The sequence below is a fragment of the Faecalibacterium duncaniae genome (assembly GCF_010509575.1).
GTDB lineage: Bacteria > Bacillota > Clostridia > Oscillospirales > Ruminococcaceae > Faecalibacterium > Faecalibacterium duncaniae.
The window spans coordinates 2,681,459-2,700,138 of the sequence record NZ_CP048437.1 but is presented as its reverse complement, the minus strand read 5'-3'; the positions used below and the strand labels follow the sequence as shown (position 1 = coordinate 2,700,138).

15 protein-coding genes and 1 other annotated feature (1 of these 16 cut by a window edge) are annotated in these 18,680 nt (G+C 60.7%); of the genes, 14 read left to right on the top strand and 1 reads right to left on the bottom strand.

Annotated features, from left to right (window positions below):
• Nucleotides 1-119 precede the first annotated feature (119 nt).
• Nucleotides 120-629, top strand: coding sequence for a folate family ECF transporter S component (locus GXM22_RS12925; RefSeq protein ID WP_005935200.1), 510 nt, complete (start codon nucleotides 120-122; stop codon nucleotides 627-629).
• On the top strand, nucleotides 626-1,897 hold the full coding sequence (locus tag GXM22_RS12920) for a bifunctional folylpolyglutamate synthase/dihydrofolate synthase (RefSeq protein ID WP_005935201.1): 1,272 nt from the start codon (nucleotides 626-628) through the stop codon (nucleotides 1,895-1,897). Before GXM22_RS12925 ends, GXM22_RS12920 begins: the two co-directional genes overlap by 4 nt.
• 154 nt (nucleotides 1,898-2,051) lie before the next feature.
• Here GXM22_RS12920 and fba read toward each other — a convergent pair whose 3' ends face one another.
• Nucleotides 2,052-2,915: a class II fructose-1,6-bisphosphate aldolase gene (fba, locus tag GXM22_RS12915; protein WP_005935203.1), complete on the bottom strand. Its 864-nt coding sequence runs from the start codon at nucleotides 2,913-2,915 to the stop codon at nucleotides 2,052-2,054.
• A 565-nt stretch (nucleotides 2,916-3,480) separates the two neighbouring features.
• Here fba and rlmB point away from each other — a divergent pair.
• From rlmB to dnaK, 12 genes are all read left to right on the top strand, one after another.
• A complete protein-coding gene (gene rlmB, locus GXM22_RS12910; protein WP_005935208.1) occupies nucleotides 3,481-4,284 on the top strand; it encodes a 23S rRNA (guanosine(2251)-2'-O)-methyltransferase RlmB in 804 nt (267 codons plus the stop codon).
• Between the two features lie 45 nt (nucleotides 4,285-4,329).
• The gene (locus GXM22_RS12905; protein WP_005935210.1) at nucleotides 4,330-6,945 is read left to right on the top strand and encodes a hypothetical protein; all 2,616 of its coding nucleotides are present in this window, start codon (nucleotides 4,330-4,332) and stop codon (nucleotides 6,943-6,945) included.
• 138 nt (nucleotides 6,946-7,083) lie between these two features.
• Complete coding sequence (rbr, locus tag GXM22_RS12900) at nucleotides 7,084-7,623, top strand: rubrerythrin (protein ID WP_035394827.1); 540 nt, start codon at nucleotides 7,084-7,086, stop codon at nucleotides 7,621-7,623.
• 111 nt (nucleotides 7,624-7,734) lie between these two features.
• Complete coding sequence (locus GXM22_RS12895) at nucleotides 7,735-8,433, top strand: LytR/AlgR family response regulator transcription factor (RefSeq protein ID WP_005935214.1); 699 nt, start codon at nucleotides 7,735-7,737, stop codon at nucleotides 8,431-8,433.
• Nucleotides 8,433-9,104 (top strand): sensor histidine kinase, encoded by a 672-nt coding sequence (locus tag GXM22_RS12890; RefSeq protein ID WP_005935216.1) that lies wholly within the window; start codon nucleotides 8,433-8,435, stop codon nucleotides 9,102-9,104. Before GXM22_RS12895 ends, GXM22_RS12890 begins: the two co-directional genes overlap by 1 nt.
• 215 nt (nucleotides 9,105-9,319) lie before the next feature.
• Nucleotides 9,320-11,149, top strand: a complete 1,830-nt coding sequence (locus tag GXM22_RS12885; RefSeq protein ID WP_035394829.1) for an ABC transporter ATP-binding protein — start codon at nucleotides 9,320-9,322, stop codon at nucleotides 11,147-11,149.
• Nucleotides 11,146-13,002: an ABC transporter ATP-binding protein gene (locus GXM22_RS12880; RefSeq protein ID WP_005935219.1), complete on the top strand. Its 1,857-nt coding sequence runs from the start codon at nucleotides 11,146-11,148 to the stop codon at nucleotides 13,000-13,002. Before GXM22_RS12885 ends, GXM22_RS12880 begins: the two co-directional genes overlap by 4 nt.
• 266 nt (nucleotides 13,003-13,268) lie before the next feature.
• Nucleotides 13,269-14,255, top strand: coding sequence for an Ig-like domain-containing protein (locus tag GXM22_RS12875; RefSeq protein ID WP_035394831.1), 987 nt, complete (start codon nucleotides 13,269-13,271; stop codon nucleotides 14,253-14,255).
• A gap of 17 nt (nucleotides 14,256-14,272) precedes the next feature.
• On the top strand, nucleotides 14,273-14,395 hold the full coding sequence (locus GXM22_RS15370) for a hypothetical protein (RefSeq protein WP_005935225.1): 123 nt from the start codon (nucleotides 14,273-14,275) through the stop codon (nucleotides 14,393-14,395).
• 277 nt (nucleotides 14,396-14,672) lie between these two features.
• Nucleotides 14,673-15,305: a helix-turn-helix domain-containing protein gene (locus GXM22_RS12870; protein WP_005935227.1), complete on the top strand. Its 633-nt coding sequence runs from the start codon at nucleotides 14,673-14,675 to the stop codon at nucleotides 15,303-15,305.
• Between the two features lie 128 nt (nucleotides 15,306-15,433).
• Nucleotides 15,434-16,495 carry an SseB family protein gene (locus GXM22_RS12865; protein ID WP_005935229.1) on the top strand — a complete coding sequence of 354 codons (1,062 nt, stop codon included), beginning with the start codon at nucleotides 15,434-15,436 and terminating at the stop codon, nucleotides 16,493-16,495.
• A gap of 97 nt (nucleotides 16,496-16,592) precedes the next feature.
• Nucleotides 16,593-18,395, top strand: a complete 1,803-nt coding sequence (dnaK, locus tag GXM22_RS12860) for a molecular chaperone DnaK (RefSeq protein WP_099357279.1) — start codon at nucleotides 16,593-16,595, stop codon at nucleotides 18,393-18,395.
• Between the two features lie 81 nt (nucleotides 18,396-18,476).
• Nucleotides 18,477-18,680, top strand: a binding site (T-box leader); it runs 56 nt beyond the window's last position.

Here is an 18,680-nt window from a genome sequence, read left to right as displayed (position 1 = left end):
CTGCGGCCCCGTCTGGATGTGAACCGTTGAATCACGCCCTCCTTTGTGCGGTTTGTCACAGGGGAGGGCGTTTTGCATTGCCTGCCCCGCGGTTCCCGAAACAGGGGAGGACAATTGATATGAACCATTCCAGAAATTCCGTCCGCAAGCTCACCATGCTGGCCCTGCTCACTGCCATGAGCATCGTGTTTGCCCGGGTGCTGAGCATTTCCACCGGCTTTGTCCGGTTCAACCTGGGCAGCCTGCCCACCCTGCTGGCCGCTGTGCTGTTCGGGCCGGTGGAGGGCTTTGCCGTGGGTGCAGTGGCCGATATGATCGGCGGCACCCTTTCCGGCTACGCCATCAACCCGCTGATCACGCTGGGGGCTGGCTCCATCGGCCTGACGGCGGGCCTTCTCTGGCGCGCCCTGCCCAACCTGCGGCTGGGCCTGCGCACCCAGATCAGCGTGTTTGCCGGCCATGCGGTGGGCTCCATTGTCATCAACTCGCTGGCACTCCACCTCTTCTATAACTATCCGTGGAGCGTGCTGGTGACCCGCATTCCAAACGCGCTGGTCCTGGCGGCGGTGAACACCGTGCTGGTGCGCCTGCTGCTGGAAAACAAAACGATCCGAGGCATTGCACAATGAACTATGAAGAAGCGCTGAACTATATCCATGCCGTCCAGTGGGCGGGGCACAAGCCGGGCCTGACCCGCACCCGGACCCTGCTGACCGCACTGGGAGATCCGCACAAGCAGCTGAGATTCATCCATGTGGCGGGCACCAATGGCAAGGGCAGCACGGCGGCCATGCTGGCTTCCTGCCTGCAGGCGGCGGGTTACCGGGTGGGCCTGTATACTTCGCCCTTTATCAACCGGTTCAACGAGCGCATTCAGGTAAACGGCCAACAGATCCCGGACGAGGCGCTGGTGCGGCTGGTGGAGCGTGTGAAGCCCGCTGCCGATGCCATGACCGATATCCCCACCGAGTTCGAGATCATCACGGCATTGGGGATGCTCTGGTTCGCTGAGACGAAATGCGACATCGTGGTGCTGGAGGTGGGCCTGGGCGGCACGCTGGATTCCACCAACGTCATCGACCCGCCGGAGTGTGCGGTCATCACGGCGCTGGGCATGGATCATGTGAAGGAGCTGGGCCCCACCCTGGCCGATATCGCATCGGCCAAGGCGGGCATCATCAAGCCGGGCAGTCCGGTGGTGAGCTATGGCGGTGTGCCCGAGGCCGATGCCGTCATCGCCCGTACGGCGGCAGAGCGGCACGCGCCGCTGACCGTGGTGGATCTCAGCAGGCTGACCATCGAGGACGGGGATCTGGATGCTGTCACCTTTGATTTTGACGGCCTGAACGGCATCCGCCTGCCCCTGATCGGCAGCTATCAGCCCCGGAACGCCGCCACGGCCATTACGGCCCTGCGGGTGCTGCGCAGCCGGGGCTGGAACATCCCGGACAGTGCCATCCGTGCCGGTCTGGAACAGGTGCGCTGGCCGGGCCGGTTCGAGCTGCTGCGGCATTCGCCCGCCTTTTTGCTGGATGGCAGCCACAACGCCCACGGAATGCGGGCCACCGTGCAGAGCCTGCGGGACCGCTTTCCGGGGCAGAAGTTCGTGTTCCTGCTCAGCATCATGGCGGACAAGGATGTGGACGAGATGCTGGCACTACTCCTGCCGCTGGCCGGGCAGTTCGTCACCGTAGCGGCCCATACCCCCCGCGCCATGCCCGCTGAGACGCTGGCCGAACAGATCCGCGCCCGGGGCGGCAGGGCTGAGCCTGCTCCCACCATTGAAGCCGGTGTGGCCCGGGCGGTCGCCCTTGGGGGCACCGGCCCCGTGTGCGCGCTGGGCACGCTCTACTTCTCCGGCGATGTGCGGGAAGCGTTTGCAAAATTGAACCAGTAAAGAAGAGGGGCTGCGGCACACGGGAAAAACCGGTGCAGCAGCCCCCTTTTTGCGGACTGGCTTACAAAAAAATGCCCCGCTGTTCTGTGCATCACAGAACAGCGGGGCAGTATCATTTATGGGGCGGGAATGTGCTCAGGAGATGCGCTTCGGCTCAGGCCTTGCCTGCGCAGCCGAACAGCTCGATCTTCTCCTTGCACTTGTCAACGATGGCCTGAGCGCCGGGAGCCAGCAGCTTGCGGGGGTCGAAGCCCTTGCCCTGCTGATCCTTGCCAGCCTCGATGTACTTGCGGGTGGCCTCAGCAAAGACCAGCTGGCACTCGGTGTTGATGTTGATCTTGGAAACGCCCAGGCTGATGGCCTTCTGGATCATCTCGTCGGGGATGCCGGTGCCGCCGTGCAGGACCAGAGGAATGTTGTTGGTAGCCTTGTGGATGCGGTCCAGTGCCTCAAAGTCCAGGCCCTTCCAGTTGGCGGGGTAAACGCCGTGGATGTTGCCGATGCCGGCAGCCAGGAAGTCGATGCCCAGATCGGTGATCTTTGCGCACTCAGCGGGGTCTGCGATCTCGCCAGCGCCCACAACGCCGTCCTCAACGCCGCCGATGGAGCCGACCTCGGCCTCGATGCTCAGGCCCTTGGAGTGTGCCAGAGCGACCAGCTCCTTGGTCTTTTCCGCGTTCTCCTCAATGGAGTAGTGGCTGCCGTCGAACATGATGGAGGAGAAACCGGCCTCAACGCAGGCCTTGCAGCCCTCGTAGGTGCCGTGGTCCAGGTGCAGGGCAACGGGAACGGTGATGCCCATGGTCTCCACCATGGAGCTGACCATGGCGGCAACGGTCTTGAAGCCGGTCATGTATTTGCCTGCGCCCTCAGAGACACCCAGGATAACGGGGCTCTTCATTTCCTCGCAGGCGGTCAGGACTGCCTTGGTCCACTCCAGATTGTTGATGTTGAACTGGGGCACACCGTAGTGGCCATCGCGTGCCTTGATCAGCATTTCGGTTGCATTTACCAACATTATTCATTACCTCCGCAAAATCATTTTGGGGTGAAAAAGCCGTTTTGGATACAAGATTGCGCATCCTTTAACGAACCTAAGGGTAGTATACCCCAATTACAGGATAAAATCAAGGCGGTTCCCGCGGCGTTTTCAACACAAATTCACATTGGGCATTTTGATGTTGGAGATTCTGGCAAAAACCACTGGATCTCCCTTCAAAAAATTGTCACAATTCCGACTTGAATTTTACAAAAAGTACGGCGAAAAGTTTGCGTGTCGAACCTGGGAGGTTGAAAACTCGGTGGAAACTGTGGAATTCCACCCGGAAAGTGGGCGTACAAACTTGATTTTTGAACATTTTCCACCGGGTTTTCAACATGTGGAAAAATTTGAGCCGAATTACCGATTGTATAGCCTGCTGAATGTGGAAAACTTTTGCCTTCGGCAAACATTGCGAAGAATGCCGGGGTATGCTATACTTTAGAATGTATCAGTGTCAAAATATAGTAAAACTGAAACAGAACGAAACCATGGCGCGGCTCAAACGGCCCGCCTTGCCATAGAATGGAAGGAGAACACATCAATGGACGAACAGAAAATGCCGCGCCGCCCCCGCCGCAGCAGCACGGAGGAGCAGCCCAAGAATGAGAGCCTGGTCTACGGCAAAAACCCCGTGACCGAGCTGCTCAAGAGCGGTTCCGGCGTGGATACCGTGCTGATCGCGGAGGGCATGGCCCCCGCCGTGGCAGCTTACTATACCGCCATGGCCAAGGAGGCCGGGGCCACGGTCAAGCGGGTGCATCCCAACAAGCTGCGCCTGATGACCGGCACCGAGAGCCACCAGGGCGTGGCCGCCTTTGCCAGCGAGATCGAATATGTGACCGTGGAGGACCTGCTGAACGTTGCCAGAGAGAAGGGGGAGCCCCCTTTCCTGGTGCTGAGTGACGGCATCGAGGACCCCCATAATCTGGGCGCGGTGATGCGCTCTGCTCTGCTGTGCGGAGCCCACGGCATCGTCATCCCCAAGCGGGGCGGCGCATCCGTGACCCCCACCGTTATCAAGTCCAGCGCCGGTGCGGCCGAGCGCCTGCCTGTGGCCCGCGTGGCCAACATCGGCGAGACCATCCGCCGACTGAAGGATCAGGGGGTGTTCGTCTACTGTGCCGATATGGATGGTGTTCCCCTGCGCAAGAACAACCTGACCGGCCCCATCGCACTGGTGCTGGGCAGCGAGGGCAGCGGTGTATCCCAGCTGGTGAAAAAGCTCTGCGATGGTGTGGTGCGGCTGGATATGGCCGCTCAGGGCACCGGTGTGGACAGCTTCAATGTCTCGGTGGCGGCTGGCATCATCCTGTACGAGATCCAGAGCCAGCGCGCCGCAGAGTAAGAAACAGCGGCCAGACCGCCGTGACCAGAACAGGGAGGGACTAGGATGCCAAAGGATGATAAGCGCAAAGAGCTGACACAGGAAGAGATCGATGCGCAGAACGAGAAGTTCCGCACGTTTTTCAGCACCAGCGTGGCACAGGTGCCCGAAGAGATGAAGCGCCGCGATGAGGAAAAGGAGAATACCGGCAGCCTGCTGGGCAAGCTCTTTCACCGCGAAAAGGACAAAGAGGAGCCAGCCGCCGCCCCGGCCGTGCAGAATGAGCTGCCGCCCACGGGTGAGATCGTGCTGGGCCATGAGGAAGAAGCAGAGGCCGGCCTGGAGCTGGCATTGGAGCCCGGAGAGCTGGAGGAAGCAGAGCCTGTGGCTCTGCCCACCGCGCCGGAAGTCCCCGCAGCGCCGAAGCCGGAACCCCGGCCTGCACCCCAGCCCGAGAAAAAGCCGGAGCCGCCCTGCCGCCGGAAACCCCTGACCCCGCAGGAGCAGCAGGAGGATGCAGAGATGGCCGAACTCAAGGCCATGCTCTATGGCACCCCCAAGCCTGCCCCGGTGGAGGAGGTGCAGGATGCCCCCGAAGAGGTGCTGGCCGTGGAGCCGGAAGCTCCCGCAGCGCCTGAGGGCCCGGCCATCCCCATGGTGTTTGCCGAGGATCAGTCGGTAAAGCAGGCGAAGTCTGCCCCGGAAGCCGCGCCAGAGGTTGAGCCGGAACCGGAAACGGCGTTCCAGTTCTTTGGCAAGGGCGCGGACGAGAACGAGCCGCAGGCCCCTACCCGCACCGAGGCCCCCAGCAAGGACGACAGCATGAGCCTGCCGCTGATGGGACTGGAAGAGGACGAAGCGCCCGCCCGGCCTGCCGCCCCGGCAGAGGAGGCCCCGGCCCAGCCTGCTGAGGAAGCGGCCCCTGCCGCGCCGGAGGCTGAGGAGAAACCTGAAGAAGAAGCCGAGCCGGAAACGCCCGAGCAGGTGGGAGAGAAGCTTCGCCGGATGGGCGCGGAGCTGACGCTGCGGTGCGTGCTGGAGGGCATCCTTGCCGTGGTACTGCTCCACTTTGGCCTTGTTGCCGAGGGGCTGCTGGCCCCTGTGGCCTCCCTTGACCCCGTGATCGCTCCGGCGACGTTCTATGCCGCCAACCTGCTCTTTCTGGCCGGTGCGCTGGCTGTGGGCTGGCCTGTCCTGCGGGATGGTCTGCAGGGTCTCAAGGGCCGCCCCAGTGCAGACACCATGCCGGCGCTGGCCGCCTGCGGTGCGCTGGTGCAGGCTGCGGTCGCCCTGCTCAACGCCCAGAGCTATCAGAACTCCAGCTGGACGCTGCTTTCCGGCGTGGCCGCACTGGGCCTGTTCCTGGCCCTGCTGGGCAGCCGTGTCCTGCTGACTGCCGTCAGAAACGGCTATGACCTTGCCGCCCGATCCCCTGAGGGGCTGCAGGGCGCATTCCGTGTCCGGGATAAGGACCTGATCCGGGTGCTGGCCCGGAGCCTGGATCAGAAAGACCCCTGGGTGCTGCTCAGCCGCCCTGTCCAGTGGGACGAGGCGCTGGTGGAGCAGAGCTTCGGGGAGCGCGCCAGTGAGCGCCGCGCCCGCAAGACAGCCCTGATCCTGCTGGGTGCCGCCGTGCTCAGCGGGCTGGTGTTCCTGCTGTTTGGCGGCGGGCCCAACGGCATGGCCGCAGCCCTGACCTCCATGCTCTGCATGGGTGCACCGCTGTCCTCCACCTTGGTTGCGGGCATCGCTTCTCTGCGCCTGCAAAAGACCGCAGCCGCCGCCGGTGCCGTGGTGCCCGGCTGGGCTGCCATTGAGGAGCTGGGCGGTGTGGACACCGTGCAGGTGGATGCCGACGAGCTCTTTACCGCAGACAGCGTGAATCTGGAGGATATCCGCATCTTCAAGGGCGGCCGCATCGACCGTGCCATCCTCTATGCGGCCAGTATCCTCAACCACAGCTGCGAGACCCTGCGGGGTCTGTTCCGCCAGATCATCGAGGACCGCACCGAGATCCTGTACCCTGTGAAGGATCTGGAGGTCCACCACGGTCTTGGCTTTGCCGCCTGGTGCGATAACAACCGGGTGCTCATCGGCAACCGGCTGTACATGGAGCGGGAGGGGGTGCCCCTGCCTGAGCAGGAGTACGAGGATGAGCACTCCCAAAACGGCGCGCTGCAGATCCTGTATCTGGCTGTTTCTGGCAGCCTGCACGCCATGTTCGTGCTCCATTATGTGGGCGGCCGCAACGCCGCCCGCGGGCTGGAGGTGCTGCAGCGGGAGAACATCCGCCTGCTGGTCACCTGTGAGGACCCCAGCCTGACGGCCCGCCACATCACCGAGGCTTACCATCTGCCCGAGGGGATGATCACCCTGCTGGATGAGGAACAGTGCAGCGCGCTGACCCCTGCCCAGCCGGACGAGACTGCCCGCTGCTGTATGCTGCATGATAAGGGCTTTGCCAGCCTGATCGGCGGCCTGCGCGCGGCGGAAAAGGCCCAGAACGCCGAGACGAGCGCCACCACGGTGCAGATGGTCTCGGTCTGGTTCTCGGTGGTCATCGGTGTTCTGCTGACCTACGCGGGCAGCATCGGCACCCTGTCGGTGGCCGCTGTCCTGATGTATCAGGCAGCTTGGAGTGCTTTGAGCATTGCGGTCTGCGCCCTGAAACAGCACAACTGAGAATAATTCTCAAATAAATAGGAATTATTCTTGATTTCCTTGGCGAACTCTGGTATAATACTCTCAGAAGGAATGCCCCGGCGGTCACCGGCGGCGAGATGATACGCACACTACGCATCATAAAAGGAGAGCATGAATATGGAACTCAAGGGTACCAAGACCGAACAGAACCTGTGGGAAGCATTTGCAGGCGAGAGCCAGGCCCGCAACAAGTACACCTTCTTCGCCAGTGTGGCCAAGAAGGAAGGCTATGAGCAGCTGGCTGCCATCTTTGAGGAGACTGCCGCCAACGAGAAGGAGCACGCCAAGATGTGGTTCAAGGCCCTGAACGGCGGCTCCATCCCCGACACCATGACCTGCCTGGAAATGGCCGCCGGCGGTGAGCACGACGAGTGGACCGAGATGTATCCCCGCATGGCCAAGGAAGCCAAGGAAGAGGGCTTCCCCCAGCTGGCCGCCCTGTTCACTATGGTGGCACAGATCGAGAAGGAGCACGAGGAGCGCTACCGTGAGCTAGCTGAGAACCTGAAGAACAACAAGGTCTTTGCCCGTGAGGAACAGCAGGTCTGGCAGTGCCGGAACTGCGGCTATACCTACATCGGCAAGTCCGCACCCCTCAAGTGCCCCGTCTGCGCACATCCCCAGAGCTACTTTGAGTTGAAGAAGCATAATTATTAAGCGTTATAAAAAGAAGCGGCTGGTGCGCCAGCCGCTTCTTTTTTGTTGCAATCGGGGAGAAAGTGTGTCATACTTCTACCCAGAGTTTACGGAAAGAGAGGAGAAGCCGCCATGTCATACCGTGCCGCGATCTGTGATGACAGCACGACCGATGCTGAATTTGTGGGGAGCATTCTGCACCAGTGGGCCGCAGAGCGTGGCATTGAGGTGGAGAGTGAGCGCTTTGCCTCGGCGGATGCCTTTCTTTTTCGCTACGCAGAGGACAAAAGCTTTGACCTATTACTTCTGGACGTGGAAATGCCGGGCACGGACGGTGTGACGCTGGCCAAAACGGTGCGGCAGGAGAATGAAGCCGTGCAGATCGTGTTCATCACCGGCTACTCCGATTACATTGCCGAGGGCTATGACGTGGCCGCCCTCCACTACCTGGTGAAGCCGGTCAGCCGCGAAAAGCTCTTTGCTGTTCTCGACCGTGCCTGGGAAAAGCACCGCCGCAACGCCCGGTGCCTGAACCTGGAGCTTTCCGGCGAGCTGGTGCGCCTGCCGCTGTATGAGGTGCGGTATCTGGACGTGCACCAGAATTACGTCACGGTTCATGCCAAGCAGGATTACACCGTCAAGCGGACGCTTGGTGAGTTCGAGGCCCAGCTGGACGAAGGCTTCCTCCGGGTGGGGCGGGGGATGATCCTGAACCTGAAACAGATCCGCCGTGTGACCAAAAAGGAAGTCGTGCTGGCCGATGGTACCGCCCTCCCATTGCCCCGGGGTGCCTATGAGCCCCTGAACCGGGCAATCATTGAGAGGACTTAATGATGAAACTTAAATTCTTTTCAAAGCTCCTCGATAAACGCATCGCCGCTTACCAGCGGGAGCTCATCGAGACCCACTACAAAGAGGTGGACAACATGTACCGCCAGATGCGGGGATGGCGGCACGATTACCGGGGACACATCCAGACCATGAAGGTGCTGGCGGCACAGGGGGATATGGACGGCATCAAAGCCTACCTGGATGCATTGGATACCGACCTGAACACTGTTGATCTGGCTGTAAAAACCGGCAACGCCATGGCTGATGCCATCATCAACAGCAAGATCTCCCTTGCCAAGAGCCGAAATATCCCGGTGCAGATCGATGCCCATATCCCGGTCAAACTGAAAATGAGTGAGCTTGACCTCTGCTGCATCCTGGGCAACCTTTTTGATAACGCCATGGATGCCAGTGCGGAGCTGCCCGAGGAGGAGCGGCTCATCCGGGTATATATGGATATGAAGGGCACACAGCTCTATATCTCCTTCACCAATTTCACGGCAACTAAAAAGCAGAAAAAGCTTGCGGGCCGTTTTGTCACCACCAAGGGCGAGGGCCACGGCTTCGGGCTGGTGCGCATTGATGCCATCGTGGAAAAGCTGGATGGCTACCTCAGCCGCAACAGCGAGGATGGGGCATTCACGACGGAGATATTGATTCCACAGGTGTAAACCTCTCAGGCGCTCCGCGCCAGCTCCCCTGATTGGGGAGCCAAGTTCACGCTGCTACTGGCTTGCCTCTCCTACTAGGAGAGGTGGCAATGCGAAGCATTGACGGAGAGGTTCCTGCAATTCATCCCCCAAATCAGGCGTTTCGTCCCCGGAATGTGTTGGGGGCGATTTTTTGTGTTAGGATCATTGCCAGACAAGTGAAAGGGGATTCCAAAATGGGAAAGAACGAGAAAACCAAAAAGCCAAAGCCCAAATACAATGTCTGGCAGAACACTGCCTACATGCTCTCGGTGGCCTGGGACACCCGACGGAGCGTGCCGCTGCTGGTGGTGCTGCTGGCCGTCTGCACGGCAGGCAAGACCACTGCCGAAATGCTCATCAGCCCGGCGGTGCTGGGCAAACTGGAAAGCGGCGCGCCGCTGGGCCAGCTGCTGGGTGCCATCGGCGGGTTCACCATCCTGCTGTTTGCCCTGACCGCGCTGTGCTACTACATCGACCACCTCACCATGTTTGGCCGGTGCGGCGTGCGGCTGGAGCTGCTGAAGCGCGTCAACACCAAGCGCACCCGCACGGCCTATGCCAACCTGCTGGATGAAGCCTTCCGTCTGATGTATCAGAAGGGCCACGATGCCTGTATGAACAACCGTGCTTCCGGCGAGGCTTTTTGGAAAAGTTGGACGGATATCATGACAAATCTCATCGGCTTCGGGGTGTATCTGGCTCTGCTGTCCGGGCTGAACCCCTGGCTCTGTGTCCTGACGGCCCTGACCGCTGTGGTGAGCTATTTTTCCACCAGGAATATCAACGAGTGGGGCTACCGCCACCGGGAGGAGGGGGCAAAGATCACCCGGAGCCTGCATTACCTGCGCAACACCGCCGAGGGACGCGAGTTCGGCAAGGATATCCGCATCTTCGGCCTGCGGCAGTGGCTCACTGACCTGTACGATTCTGCTTTGCGGCTCAACTATGCCTTTCTTGAAAAGCGGGAGCGCGCCTACCTGACCGCCAACCTCATCGACCTGGCCCTGCTGCTGGTGCGCAACGGTGCGGCCTATGCTTATCTGCTCTGGCTCACCGTGACCAGGGGCCTGCCGGTGTCGGAATTCCTGCTCTACTTCGGTGCGGCCTCCGGCTTTGCCCAGTGGGTCACAGGCCTGATGGAGCAGTTTGCCCTCCTGCGCAAGCAGAGCCTGGACATCTCCACCATCCGGGAGTTCCTCGAGCTGCCGGAACCCTTCCGGTTTGAGGAGGGCATCCCGCTGGAAAAGCGGCTGGATATGCCCTATGAGCTGCAGCTGGAGGATGTGAGCTACCGCTACCCCGGTGCGGAGAAAAACACCATCGCCCACATGAGCCTGACACTGCACCCCGGCGAGAACCTGGCCATCGTGGGCTTGAATGGCGCTGGCAAGACGACACTGGTCAAGCTGATCTGCGGCTTCCTTGACCCCACCGGGGGGCGTGTTCTGCTGAACGGGCAGGATATCCGGCAGTATAACCGCCGGGATTACTACAAGCTGTTTGAAGCGGTCTTTCAGGATTTCAGCGTGCTCTCCTGCACGGTGGCCGAGAATGTGGCCCAGGCCATGGACGGCATCGACGAGGAAAAGGTGCGGTACTGTCTTGACCAGGCAGGGCTGACGGAAAAAATCACATCCCTCCCGGCGGGTATCAAGACCCATGTGGGCCGGGATGTCTATCTGGACGGCGTGGAGTTCTCCGGCGGCCAGACCCAGCGCCTGATGCTGGCCCGTGCCCTGTATAAAGACGCGCCTATTCTTGTGCTGGATGAGCCCACTGCCGCCCTTGACCCCATCGCCGAGGATGATATCTACCAGAAGTACAACGAGATGACCCGGGGCCGCACCAGCCTGTTCATCAGCCACCGGCTGGCCTCCACCCGTTTCTGTGACCGCATTCTCTTCCTTGAAAACGGCCGTGTGGCCGAGGAGGGGACCCACGACCAGCTGATGGCCCAAAACGGCGGCTATGCCAAGCTGTTTGCGGTGCAGAGCAAATATTACAAGGAGGGCAAGGCCGTATGAACGAAGAAAAAATGACCCTGAAGGAAAGCGTCCGGCTGACCCTGCGGGCCTGGTGCTTTTACTGGAAAAATACGCCCCGCTTTGTGCTGTCCACCGTGCTGTGGGCACTGGCGGATGCCGTCAGCCCCTATGCCGTGGTCTGGTTCTCGGCCCGGCTGGTGGCTGAGCTGTCGGACGCGCGGGACCCGCAGGCCCTTGCCGTGGATGTGGCGTGGGTGCTGGGCGTGACCGCTCTGCTCACGCTGGTGCGGTCGGTCCTGCTCCACTGGAAGAGCGTGGAGCGGGAACAGCTGAACTGGCAGCTGGGCCATGACTGCTTTATGGAAAAGCAGATGTCCATGGATTATGCCGACGAGGACAGCCAGCAGGTCTACGACCTCTACAATTTCATCCAGCAGAGCGAAAGCTTCTGCAGCGGCGGCAATCCTAACGCTGTGGCGCTGCTGGACAGTGTATCCGCGGCGGTATTCCGTATTCTGGGCGGCGCGGTGCTGTCGGTGGGGCTGTTCACGGCCAGGGTGCCCGCCGGCCCGCTGACAGTCCTCAACAGCCCGCTCTGTGTTCCGGCAGTGCTGGTGCTGATCCTGGCCGTGGCGTGGCTCTCGCCGGTGTGCGCTTCCAGCGCGGGCATCAGCAGCCCGGATATCGAGGAGGAGGGCCGCTGGGGCAACCGGCTCTGGGCCTTCCTCATGGGGGTATGTCGGGATGACAAAAAGGCGCTGGATGTGCGGATGTACGACCAGTTCGAGTTTTTGAAAGATCACGCCGCCGTCTCCATGCCTGCCTTTGAGCGGGCCCGCAAGGGGAAATTCGGCATCCTGAATGCCACGGGCAACGCCGTTTCGGCTCTGCTCATGGGTCTTGCCTACCTCTTTGTATGCCTGAAGGCCTACGGCGGGGCCTTTGGTCTGGGCGCTGTGACCCAGTATGTGGGCGCAGCCACCAACTTTTTTGTGGGCATCGGCGGGCTGTTCACCGCCGTGGGCGACTGCAGATTCAACGCCCCCTACCTGAAAACGCTCTATGACTATCTTGACCTGCCCAACAAGATGTACAAGGGCAGCCTGACCACCGAAAAGCGGAGCGACCGCCAGTATACCGTGGAGTTCCTGGATGTCTCGTTCCGGTACCCCGGCAGCGAGCAATATGCCCTGCGCCACCTGAGCATGACCTTCAAGGTGGGGGAGCGGCTGGCCGTGGTGGGCATGAACGGCAGCGGCAAGACCACCTTCATCAAGCTGCTCTGCCGCCTATACGACCCCACCGAGGGTGTCATCCTGCTCAACGGCATCGACATCCGTAAGTACCGCTACGATGAGTACATGGATATCTTCTCGGTGGTGTTCCAGGATTTCAAGCTGTTCGCCCTGCCGCTGGGCCAGAATGTTGCCACGGCCCAGCATTATGATGTCGCCCGTGCCGCCGACTGCCTGCAAAAAGCGGGCTTTTCCGACCGGTTGGCCCGGATGCCCAAGGGGCTGGACACCTGCCTTTATAAAGATTTGGACGAGGATGGCGTGACCATCTCGGGCGGCGAGGCCCAGAAGATCGCCATTGCCCGGGCCCTGTACAAGGATGCACCTTTCATCGTGCTGGATGAGCCTACCGCCGCCCTGGACCCGGTGGCTGAAGCGGAGATCTACGCAAAGTTCAACGAGATCGCGGGCGATAAGACTGCAATTTATATCAGCCACCGGCTGTCCTCCTGCAAGTTCTGTGATGAGATCGCCGTGTTCGACCACGGCGAGGTCGTCCAGCAGGGCACCCATGAGGAACTGCTGGGGGAGCCGGATGGAAAGTATTACGAACTGTGGAACGCCCAGGCACAGTATTACACCGAAGAAAGCGCGTGAACCTGGCCTCCCTATCAGGGGAGCTGTCACCGGAGGTGACTGAGCGCTTTTTGGCCCTGATGTTCTGCACAAAAAAATCGGAAAAAACTGGAATTCCCGACGAAATCGGGTGCGAAAGCACAGCACTTTGGGCGAAAAACTTGACCCACAATGGCCGGACGTGTAAAATAAATCAATAGTGAGAAAAATCATGGACGCGAAATTTTTCCATGTGTGCGGCATTCCTTTGATCCCATGGGATGAAACAAGGAGGGAAGTTCGACCCAATGAAATGGAAATTCCAAACCGCGGGGCGGCTTCTGGCCCTGCTGGCTCTGAGCGGGGCCCTGCTGGCTGCCCCTTTGCCCGCGCAGGCCGCGCCCGGTGTGCTGACAGGCCTGACCGGAACCGGCTCCAAGCTGGAACTGGAGCTGACCGAGATGGAGCTGGAGATCACCGATGATGACCCCCGCCCCAAGGGCTACCTGTATACCAGCGGCCAGAGCGATTATTACTTTATCGTCTGGATGAGCAGCAACTCCAATGTTGCCACGGTGGATGGCGACGGCAAGGTGACGGGCCGCAATGCAGGCACTGCCATCATCACCGCCATCTCCGACCACGGCGAACGCGCCGCCTGCAAGGTGACCGTGACCCGCAAAAATGAAGAAGCAGCCAGAAAAAAGCCCACGCTGGATACCACCAGCCTGAGCCTTGTGCTGCAGTACAATGACCTGCACCCCACCCATCAGCTCCAGCTGACCAACAGCGACCACTCCTTCCTCTATGTCTACCAGTGGATGAGCAGCAACCCCGAGGTTGCCACAGTCAGCGACAAGGGCCTTGTCACGGCTCAGGCGGCGGGCACCACCACCATCACGGCAATGGTCTCCAACGGCCAGGCTTTGCGGTGCAGCGTCACGGTGACTTCGGATATCGGCAAGGTGACCTTGAACAAGAGTGACCTGCTGCTCCGCACCGTGGGCACCCAGGAACGTCTGACGGCCACCGTTGCGGTGGAAGGCGGCGGCAGTGTGCCCATTACATGGGTCAGCAGCAACCCCGGTGTCGTTACCGTGGATGCGGACGGCGTGGTGACCGCCATTGCCGATGGAGAAGCCAAGGTCACGGCTCTTTCGCCCGCCGGACGCTTTGACGTGTGCAGCGTTGTGGTGGGCATGGCGGCGGAGAAGTACGAATCTGAAGCCGACCTTGCTGACGAGCTCAAGCTCCCGGATCCCTACGTTGCCGTAAGGCTGAATAAACTGGCATAAAGAAAAAGCACCCGCCCATGGCTGTTTTTGACGGCTATGGGCGGTTTTTGCGTGTATGGAAACAGATGCGCTGGGAAAAACTTGCCGAAGAGGAATTTTTTGCAAAAAATATTTTGCGTTGCGTGTTGTGGTGTGCCTGACACATCCGGCCGCCTCCGGCAGGTGAAAAAGGACAAAATGGCCCGAACGTTGTTTAAGACAGGGGGCGGATGCCCCACGGAGCGGCGAAATCTCTGTAAAAAAGGCGGCTACCCGGCTTGAATGACACATTTAACGAAAATTTGACGTGAAGTGATTGAATTTGCAACTCTTGACAGAAGGCGGGACAAACCATTATCCTTTTATCAGAGGAAAGTATTTTATGTCGCCAGACGTTGGAATGCCTGGTGTACAAGTGTGTGTCAGGAGGGAAAGAATATGTCCAACTACCGGAACCGAATCGGGGAAGCCATTGCCTTTGCCCGGAACGTGGCGGGCAGATCTCAGCAGGAGCTTGCGGATATGCTGGGGCGGGACAAGCGCACCATTCAGAAATGGGAGCGGGGCGAGATCCGCATTGCGCTGGAGGATTTTCTGGATGTATTCGATACTCTGCACCTGCCGGTGGGGCCCTATGAAATGTGGATCCGGCATCCGAAACTCTTTCCGCGCGGCACGGAGGATATCAAGGGCTTCAGCACCGAAAAGAAGCGGAGGACACTGGCGGATTATTATCTGCATCAGGCTGCACCGCTGGAGATCGAGCAGGAGTATTACATCCTGTTCGGCGACCACGGCAGCAACAGCTGCGGCATCCGGCAGGAGCTGCTGGCCAACCTGCAGACTCCGCTCCGTGACCGCAAACGGATCGTGAACCAGATCATCGACAACTACTATGAGGCCCGGGCCATCGGACATCTGACCGACCCGGAGGGCCAGCAGCCAGTGATGCCCATTCTGGAAGCCTGCTACGATGCCAGTGCACGGAGCGTGAAAGCCAACGAGAACCGGTACAGCATCGGCAGCATCGAGAACTATCTGGATGGCGCAGATGATGCGGCAGATGAATGAACCTGACAGCAGACGGCCATGTGCAGCCGCCTGCTGTTTTTGCGTGCGGCCTGCCTGCGGGAAAATATTGTGAAATTTGCGGATTCCTGCTATACTTATCCTATTGACGAAAAAGAAGGGTGAGATAAATGGCATACAACATGGGCGGTCGGCGCTTCCGGCCGGTGGGCAGCGGAAAAAAGCGGACTGCGCCGCAGTACGGGCCGGTGGGCACAGGCTGCCCGTTTGTGGAGGAGGCCGTGGCGCGGCTGTACCGGGAACAGAGCGAGGAACATTTCTGGAGCCTGATGAACGCCCTGAACTATGCGCTGGAATTGCAGACCAAGGTGCTGGTGCCGCTGGATGCGGCGGTGGACCCCCAGAGCGGGGCCGCACCCTGGGCACACCTGCCCATCCCGGAGGAGCGGGCCGAGGGCCTGCCGCCCTGGCTGCTCCACACCCGGAAAGAGCGGAACTATCTGCCGCTGTTCACCTCGGTAAAGAACGCCGAGGCGGAAAAAGCCAGCGCAACCCGCCCCATGGTGGAGCGCGGCCTGCGCAGCGCCATGGAGTATGCACTGGAAACGGACGGCATCGATGGTGTGGTGCTGGACCCGTGGACAAGTTCTGCCACGCTGGATGTCTCCCTGCTCAGCGGGCTGCTGAAATCGGAGCGGGGAAGCGACAACCCCGGCGCTCAGGAGCTGGAAGCCGGGCACGCCGCCGCCCGGGCCGGGGATTGGCAGGAAGCGGTAGCACGCTACACTGCCGCCGCCGAGGCGGGCAGCGCAGAGGCGCTTTCTGCCCTGGGGGACTGCCTGTATTATGGCCGGGGTACCCGGAAGAATAAGACCCAGGCCCGGCGGATGTGGAAAAAGGCCGCACAGGCCGGGGAGGTGCAGGCCATGATCGCCCTGGGAGATGACTGTGCCGCATCGGGCGGGGAGATGGCGGAGACCCTGCAATACTACCGCCGCGCCCAGAGCGCTGCCCGGGAGGTGCCGGACATCGCCTACACCCCGCAGGTCTGCCTGCGTCTTGCCCAGTACGAGACCCAGTACCTCTCCCGCAAAAAGGCGCTGCTGCAGGTGGCTGAAGCCGTGCAGGGCTTTCGGATCCTGCAGGCTGAGGGTGAAACGGATGCTGCCGACTGGCTGCGGGAGGCTGAACTGCTGACCGATCAGCTGCTGGCCGACGATAAAAACGCCTGAAACACAGTTTCTTTACATTTGTTCTAAGAAATCGTCATAGGAAACCGGTAAGATATTCAAGGAAATATTCTGCGCCGAAGAAAAGAGGACAAGCACTATGAGCAAAGTGATCGGAATCGACCTTGGTACCACCAACTCCTGCGTGGCGGTGGTGGAGGGCGGCAAGCCTGTGGTCATCACCAACGCCGAAGGCGAGCGCACCACCCCCAGCGTGGTGGCCTTTACCAAGGATGGCGAGCGTCTGGTGGGCGGCGCGGCAAAGCGCCAGATCGCCACAAACTCCGGCCGCACGGTGTCCAGCATCAAGCGGTACATGGGTTCTGATCACCGAGTGCATATCGATGGCAGAGACCTGACCCCGCAGGAGATCAGCGCCATGATCCTGACCAAGATCCGCCGCGATGCCGAGAGCTATCTGGGCGAGCCTGTGACCGAGGCCGTCATCACGGTGCCTGCCTATTTTGACGACAGCCAGCGCAAGGCCACTCAGGACGCGGGCCGCATTGCGGGCCTGAATGTTCTGCGCATCATCAACGAGCCCACCGCCGCCGCGGTGGCTTACGGCCTGGACAACGAAGCCCCCCAGAAGATCCTGGTCTACGATCTGGGCGGCGGCACCTTTGATGTTTCGATCATTGAGATCGAGGACGGCACCTTTACGGTGCTGGCCACCGGCGGCGATACCCATCTGGGCGGCGATGACTTTGACGAGCGCATCGTTGAGTGGGCTGTGGCGGAGTTCCGCAGGTCTGACCGCATCGATCTGACCAAGGACCCCGCCGCCATGGGCCGCCTGAAGGAGGAAGCGGAAAAGGCCAAGAAGGAGCTTTCCAGCGCGCTTTCCGCCCAGCTGAACCTGCCGTTTATCGCGGTGGGCAAGGATGGCCCTCACCATCTGGATCTGAGCCTGGGCCGCCCCCAGTTTGAGATGATGACCGGTGACCTGCTGGCCCGCACCGTTCAGCCGGTGCAGAACGCCCTGCGGGATGCCGGGCTTTCCGCCAGCCAGCTGGGCAAAGTCCTGCTGGTGGGCGGCAGTACCCGGATGCCCGCTGTGGAGCGGCAGGTCCGGGAGCTGCTGGGCTGTGAGCCCAGCCACACCCTGAATCCCGATGAATGCGTGGCCATGGGTGCCGCCGTGCAGGGCGGCCTGCTGCAGGGCGGCGGAAAGCTGGCCGGTGCCACCGGCGCGGCCGCGCAGGGCCTTGTGCTGATGGATGTCACCCCGCTGACGCTGTCCATTGAGACGCTGGGCGGCGTGGCCACCCCCCTCATCACCCGCAACAGTATGATCCCCACCCGCAAGAGCCAGATCTTTACCACGGCCCGCCCCATGCAGACCAGCGTGGAGATCAACGTGCTGCAGGGCGAGCGCCACTTTGCCCGCGACAACAAGAGCCTGGGCAAATTCAAGCTCACCGGCATCCGCTCCGGCTTCTCCTCCAAGCCCCAGATCGAGGTCACCTTTGACATTGATGTGAACGGCGTGGTCAAGGTGTCTGCAAAGGATCTGGGCACCGGCCGGGAGCAGAACATCACCATCACTGGCAGCACCAATCTTTCTGAGAACGAGATCCAGCGCGCCATGGCCGATGCCGCCGCCTACGAGGAGGAGGATACCCGCCGCAGGGAGCGGCTGGAGCTCCACAACCAGGCCGAGATGCTGGCTTACAAGGTGGATGAAGCCCTCTCCAAGTGCAAAAAGGAGCTGGACAAGGACGAGAAGAACCGAGTCAAGAACGACCTTGCCAGCCTGCGCCGCTGCCTGCGCAAGGATAAGCCCGAAAAGATGAACGAGACCGAGGAGGCGAACCTCCGTCAGGCAAAATCTCAGCTGGAAGCCAGTGCCAACCACCTGATGGTGCTGTACAGCACGGAGCAGGATGCCGGCCGGCAGTAAGCAGGCAATTCCCTACTGAAAAACTTCGTTGAAAGGGTTGACAAACCCGGAAGAGTGGGGTATTATGTATGCAATATCACAAAAATGGCTGTGAAGAGAAGAGTAGGTTTTCGCATTGATCCTTCCAGAGAGCCCGGGCGGTGGAAAAGGGCAGGAAACAGGGAACTGAAAATGGTCTCGGAGCCGCGGGGGCGAAGTGCAAGAGTGCTAAGCCTGCGACGGGAGCGCCCGTTACAGCGTCCGGTTGTCGCGTTGCAAAACGCCGCAGCAGTGAGGCTGTCTCTG

Bases quoted from the DNA above. Each gene is read 5' to 3' on its own strand.
- GXM22_RS12925 (WP_005935200.1), top strand. From the start codon at position 120: ATGAACCATTCCAGAAATTCCGTCCGCAAGCTCACCATGCTGGCCCTG.
- GXM22_RS12920 (WP_005935201.1), top strand. From the start codon at position 626: ATGAACTATGAAGAAGCGCTGAACTATATCCATGCCGTCCAGTGGGCG.
- fba (WP_005935203.1), bottom strand. From the start codon at position 2,915: ATGTTGGTAAATGCAACCGAAATGCTGATCAAGGCACGCGATGGCCAC.
- rlmB (WP_005935208.1), top strand. From the start codon at position 3,481: ATGGACGAACAGAAAATGCCGCGCCGCCCCCGCCGCAGCAGCACGGAG.
- GXM22_RS12905 (WP_005935210.1), top strand. From the start codon at position 4,330: ATGCCAAAGGATGATAAGCGCAAAGAGCTGACACAGGAAGAGATCGAT.
- rbr (WP_035394827.1), top strand. From the start codon at position 7,084: ATGGAACTCAAGGGTACCAAGACCGAACAGAACCTGTGGGAAGCATTT.
- GXM22_RS12895 (WP_005935214.1), top strand. From the start codon at position 7,735: ATGTCATACCGTGCCGCGATCTGTGATGACAGCACGACCGATGCTGAA.
- GXM22_RS12890 (WP_005935216.1), top strand. From the start codon at position 8,433: ATGATGAAACTTAAATTCTTTTCAAAGCTCCTCGATAAACGCATCGCC.
- GXM22_RS12885 (WP_035394829.1), top strand. From the start codon at position 9,320: ATGGGAAAGAACGAGAAAACCAAAAAGCCAAAGCCCAAATACAATGTC.
- GXM22_RS12880 (WP_005935219.1), top strand. From the start codon at position 11,146: ATGAACGAAGAAAAAATGACCCTGAAGGAAAGCGTCCGGCTGACCCTG.
- GXM22_RS12875 (WP_035394831.1), top strand. From the start codon at position 13,269: ATGAAATGGAAATTCCAAACCGCGGGGCGGCTTCTGGCCCTGCTGGCT.
- GXM22_RS15370 (WP_005935225.1), top strand. From the start codon at position 14,273: ATGGCTGTTTTTGACGGCTATGGGCGGTTTTTGCGTGTATGGAAACAG.
- GXM22_RS12870 (WP_005935227.1), top strand. From the start codon at position 14,673: ATGTCCAACTACCGGAACCGAATCGGGGAAGCCATTGCCTTTGCCCGG.
- GXM22_RS12865 (WP_005935229.1), top strand. From the start codon at position 15,434: ATGGCATACAACATGGGCGGTCGGCGCTTCCGGCCGGTGGGCAGCGGA.
- dnaK (WP_099357279.1), top strand. From the start codon at position 16,593: ATGAGCAAAGTGATCGGAATCGACCTTGGTACCACCAACTCCTGCGTG.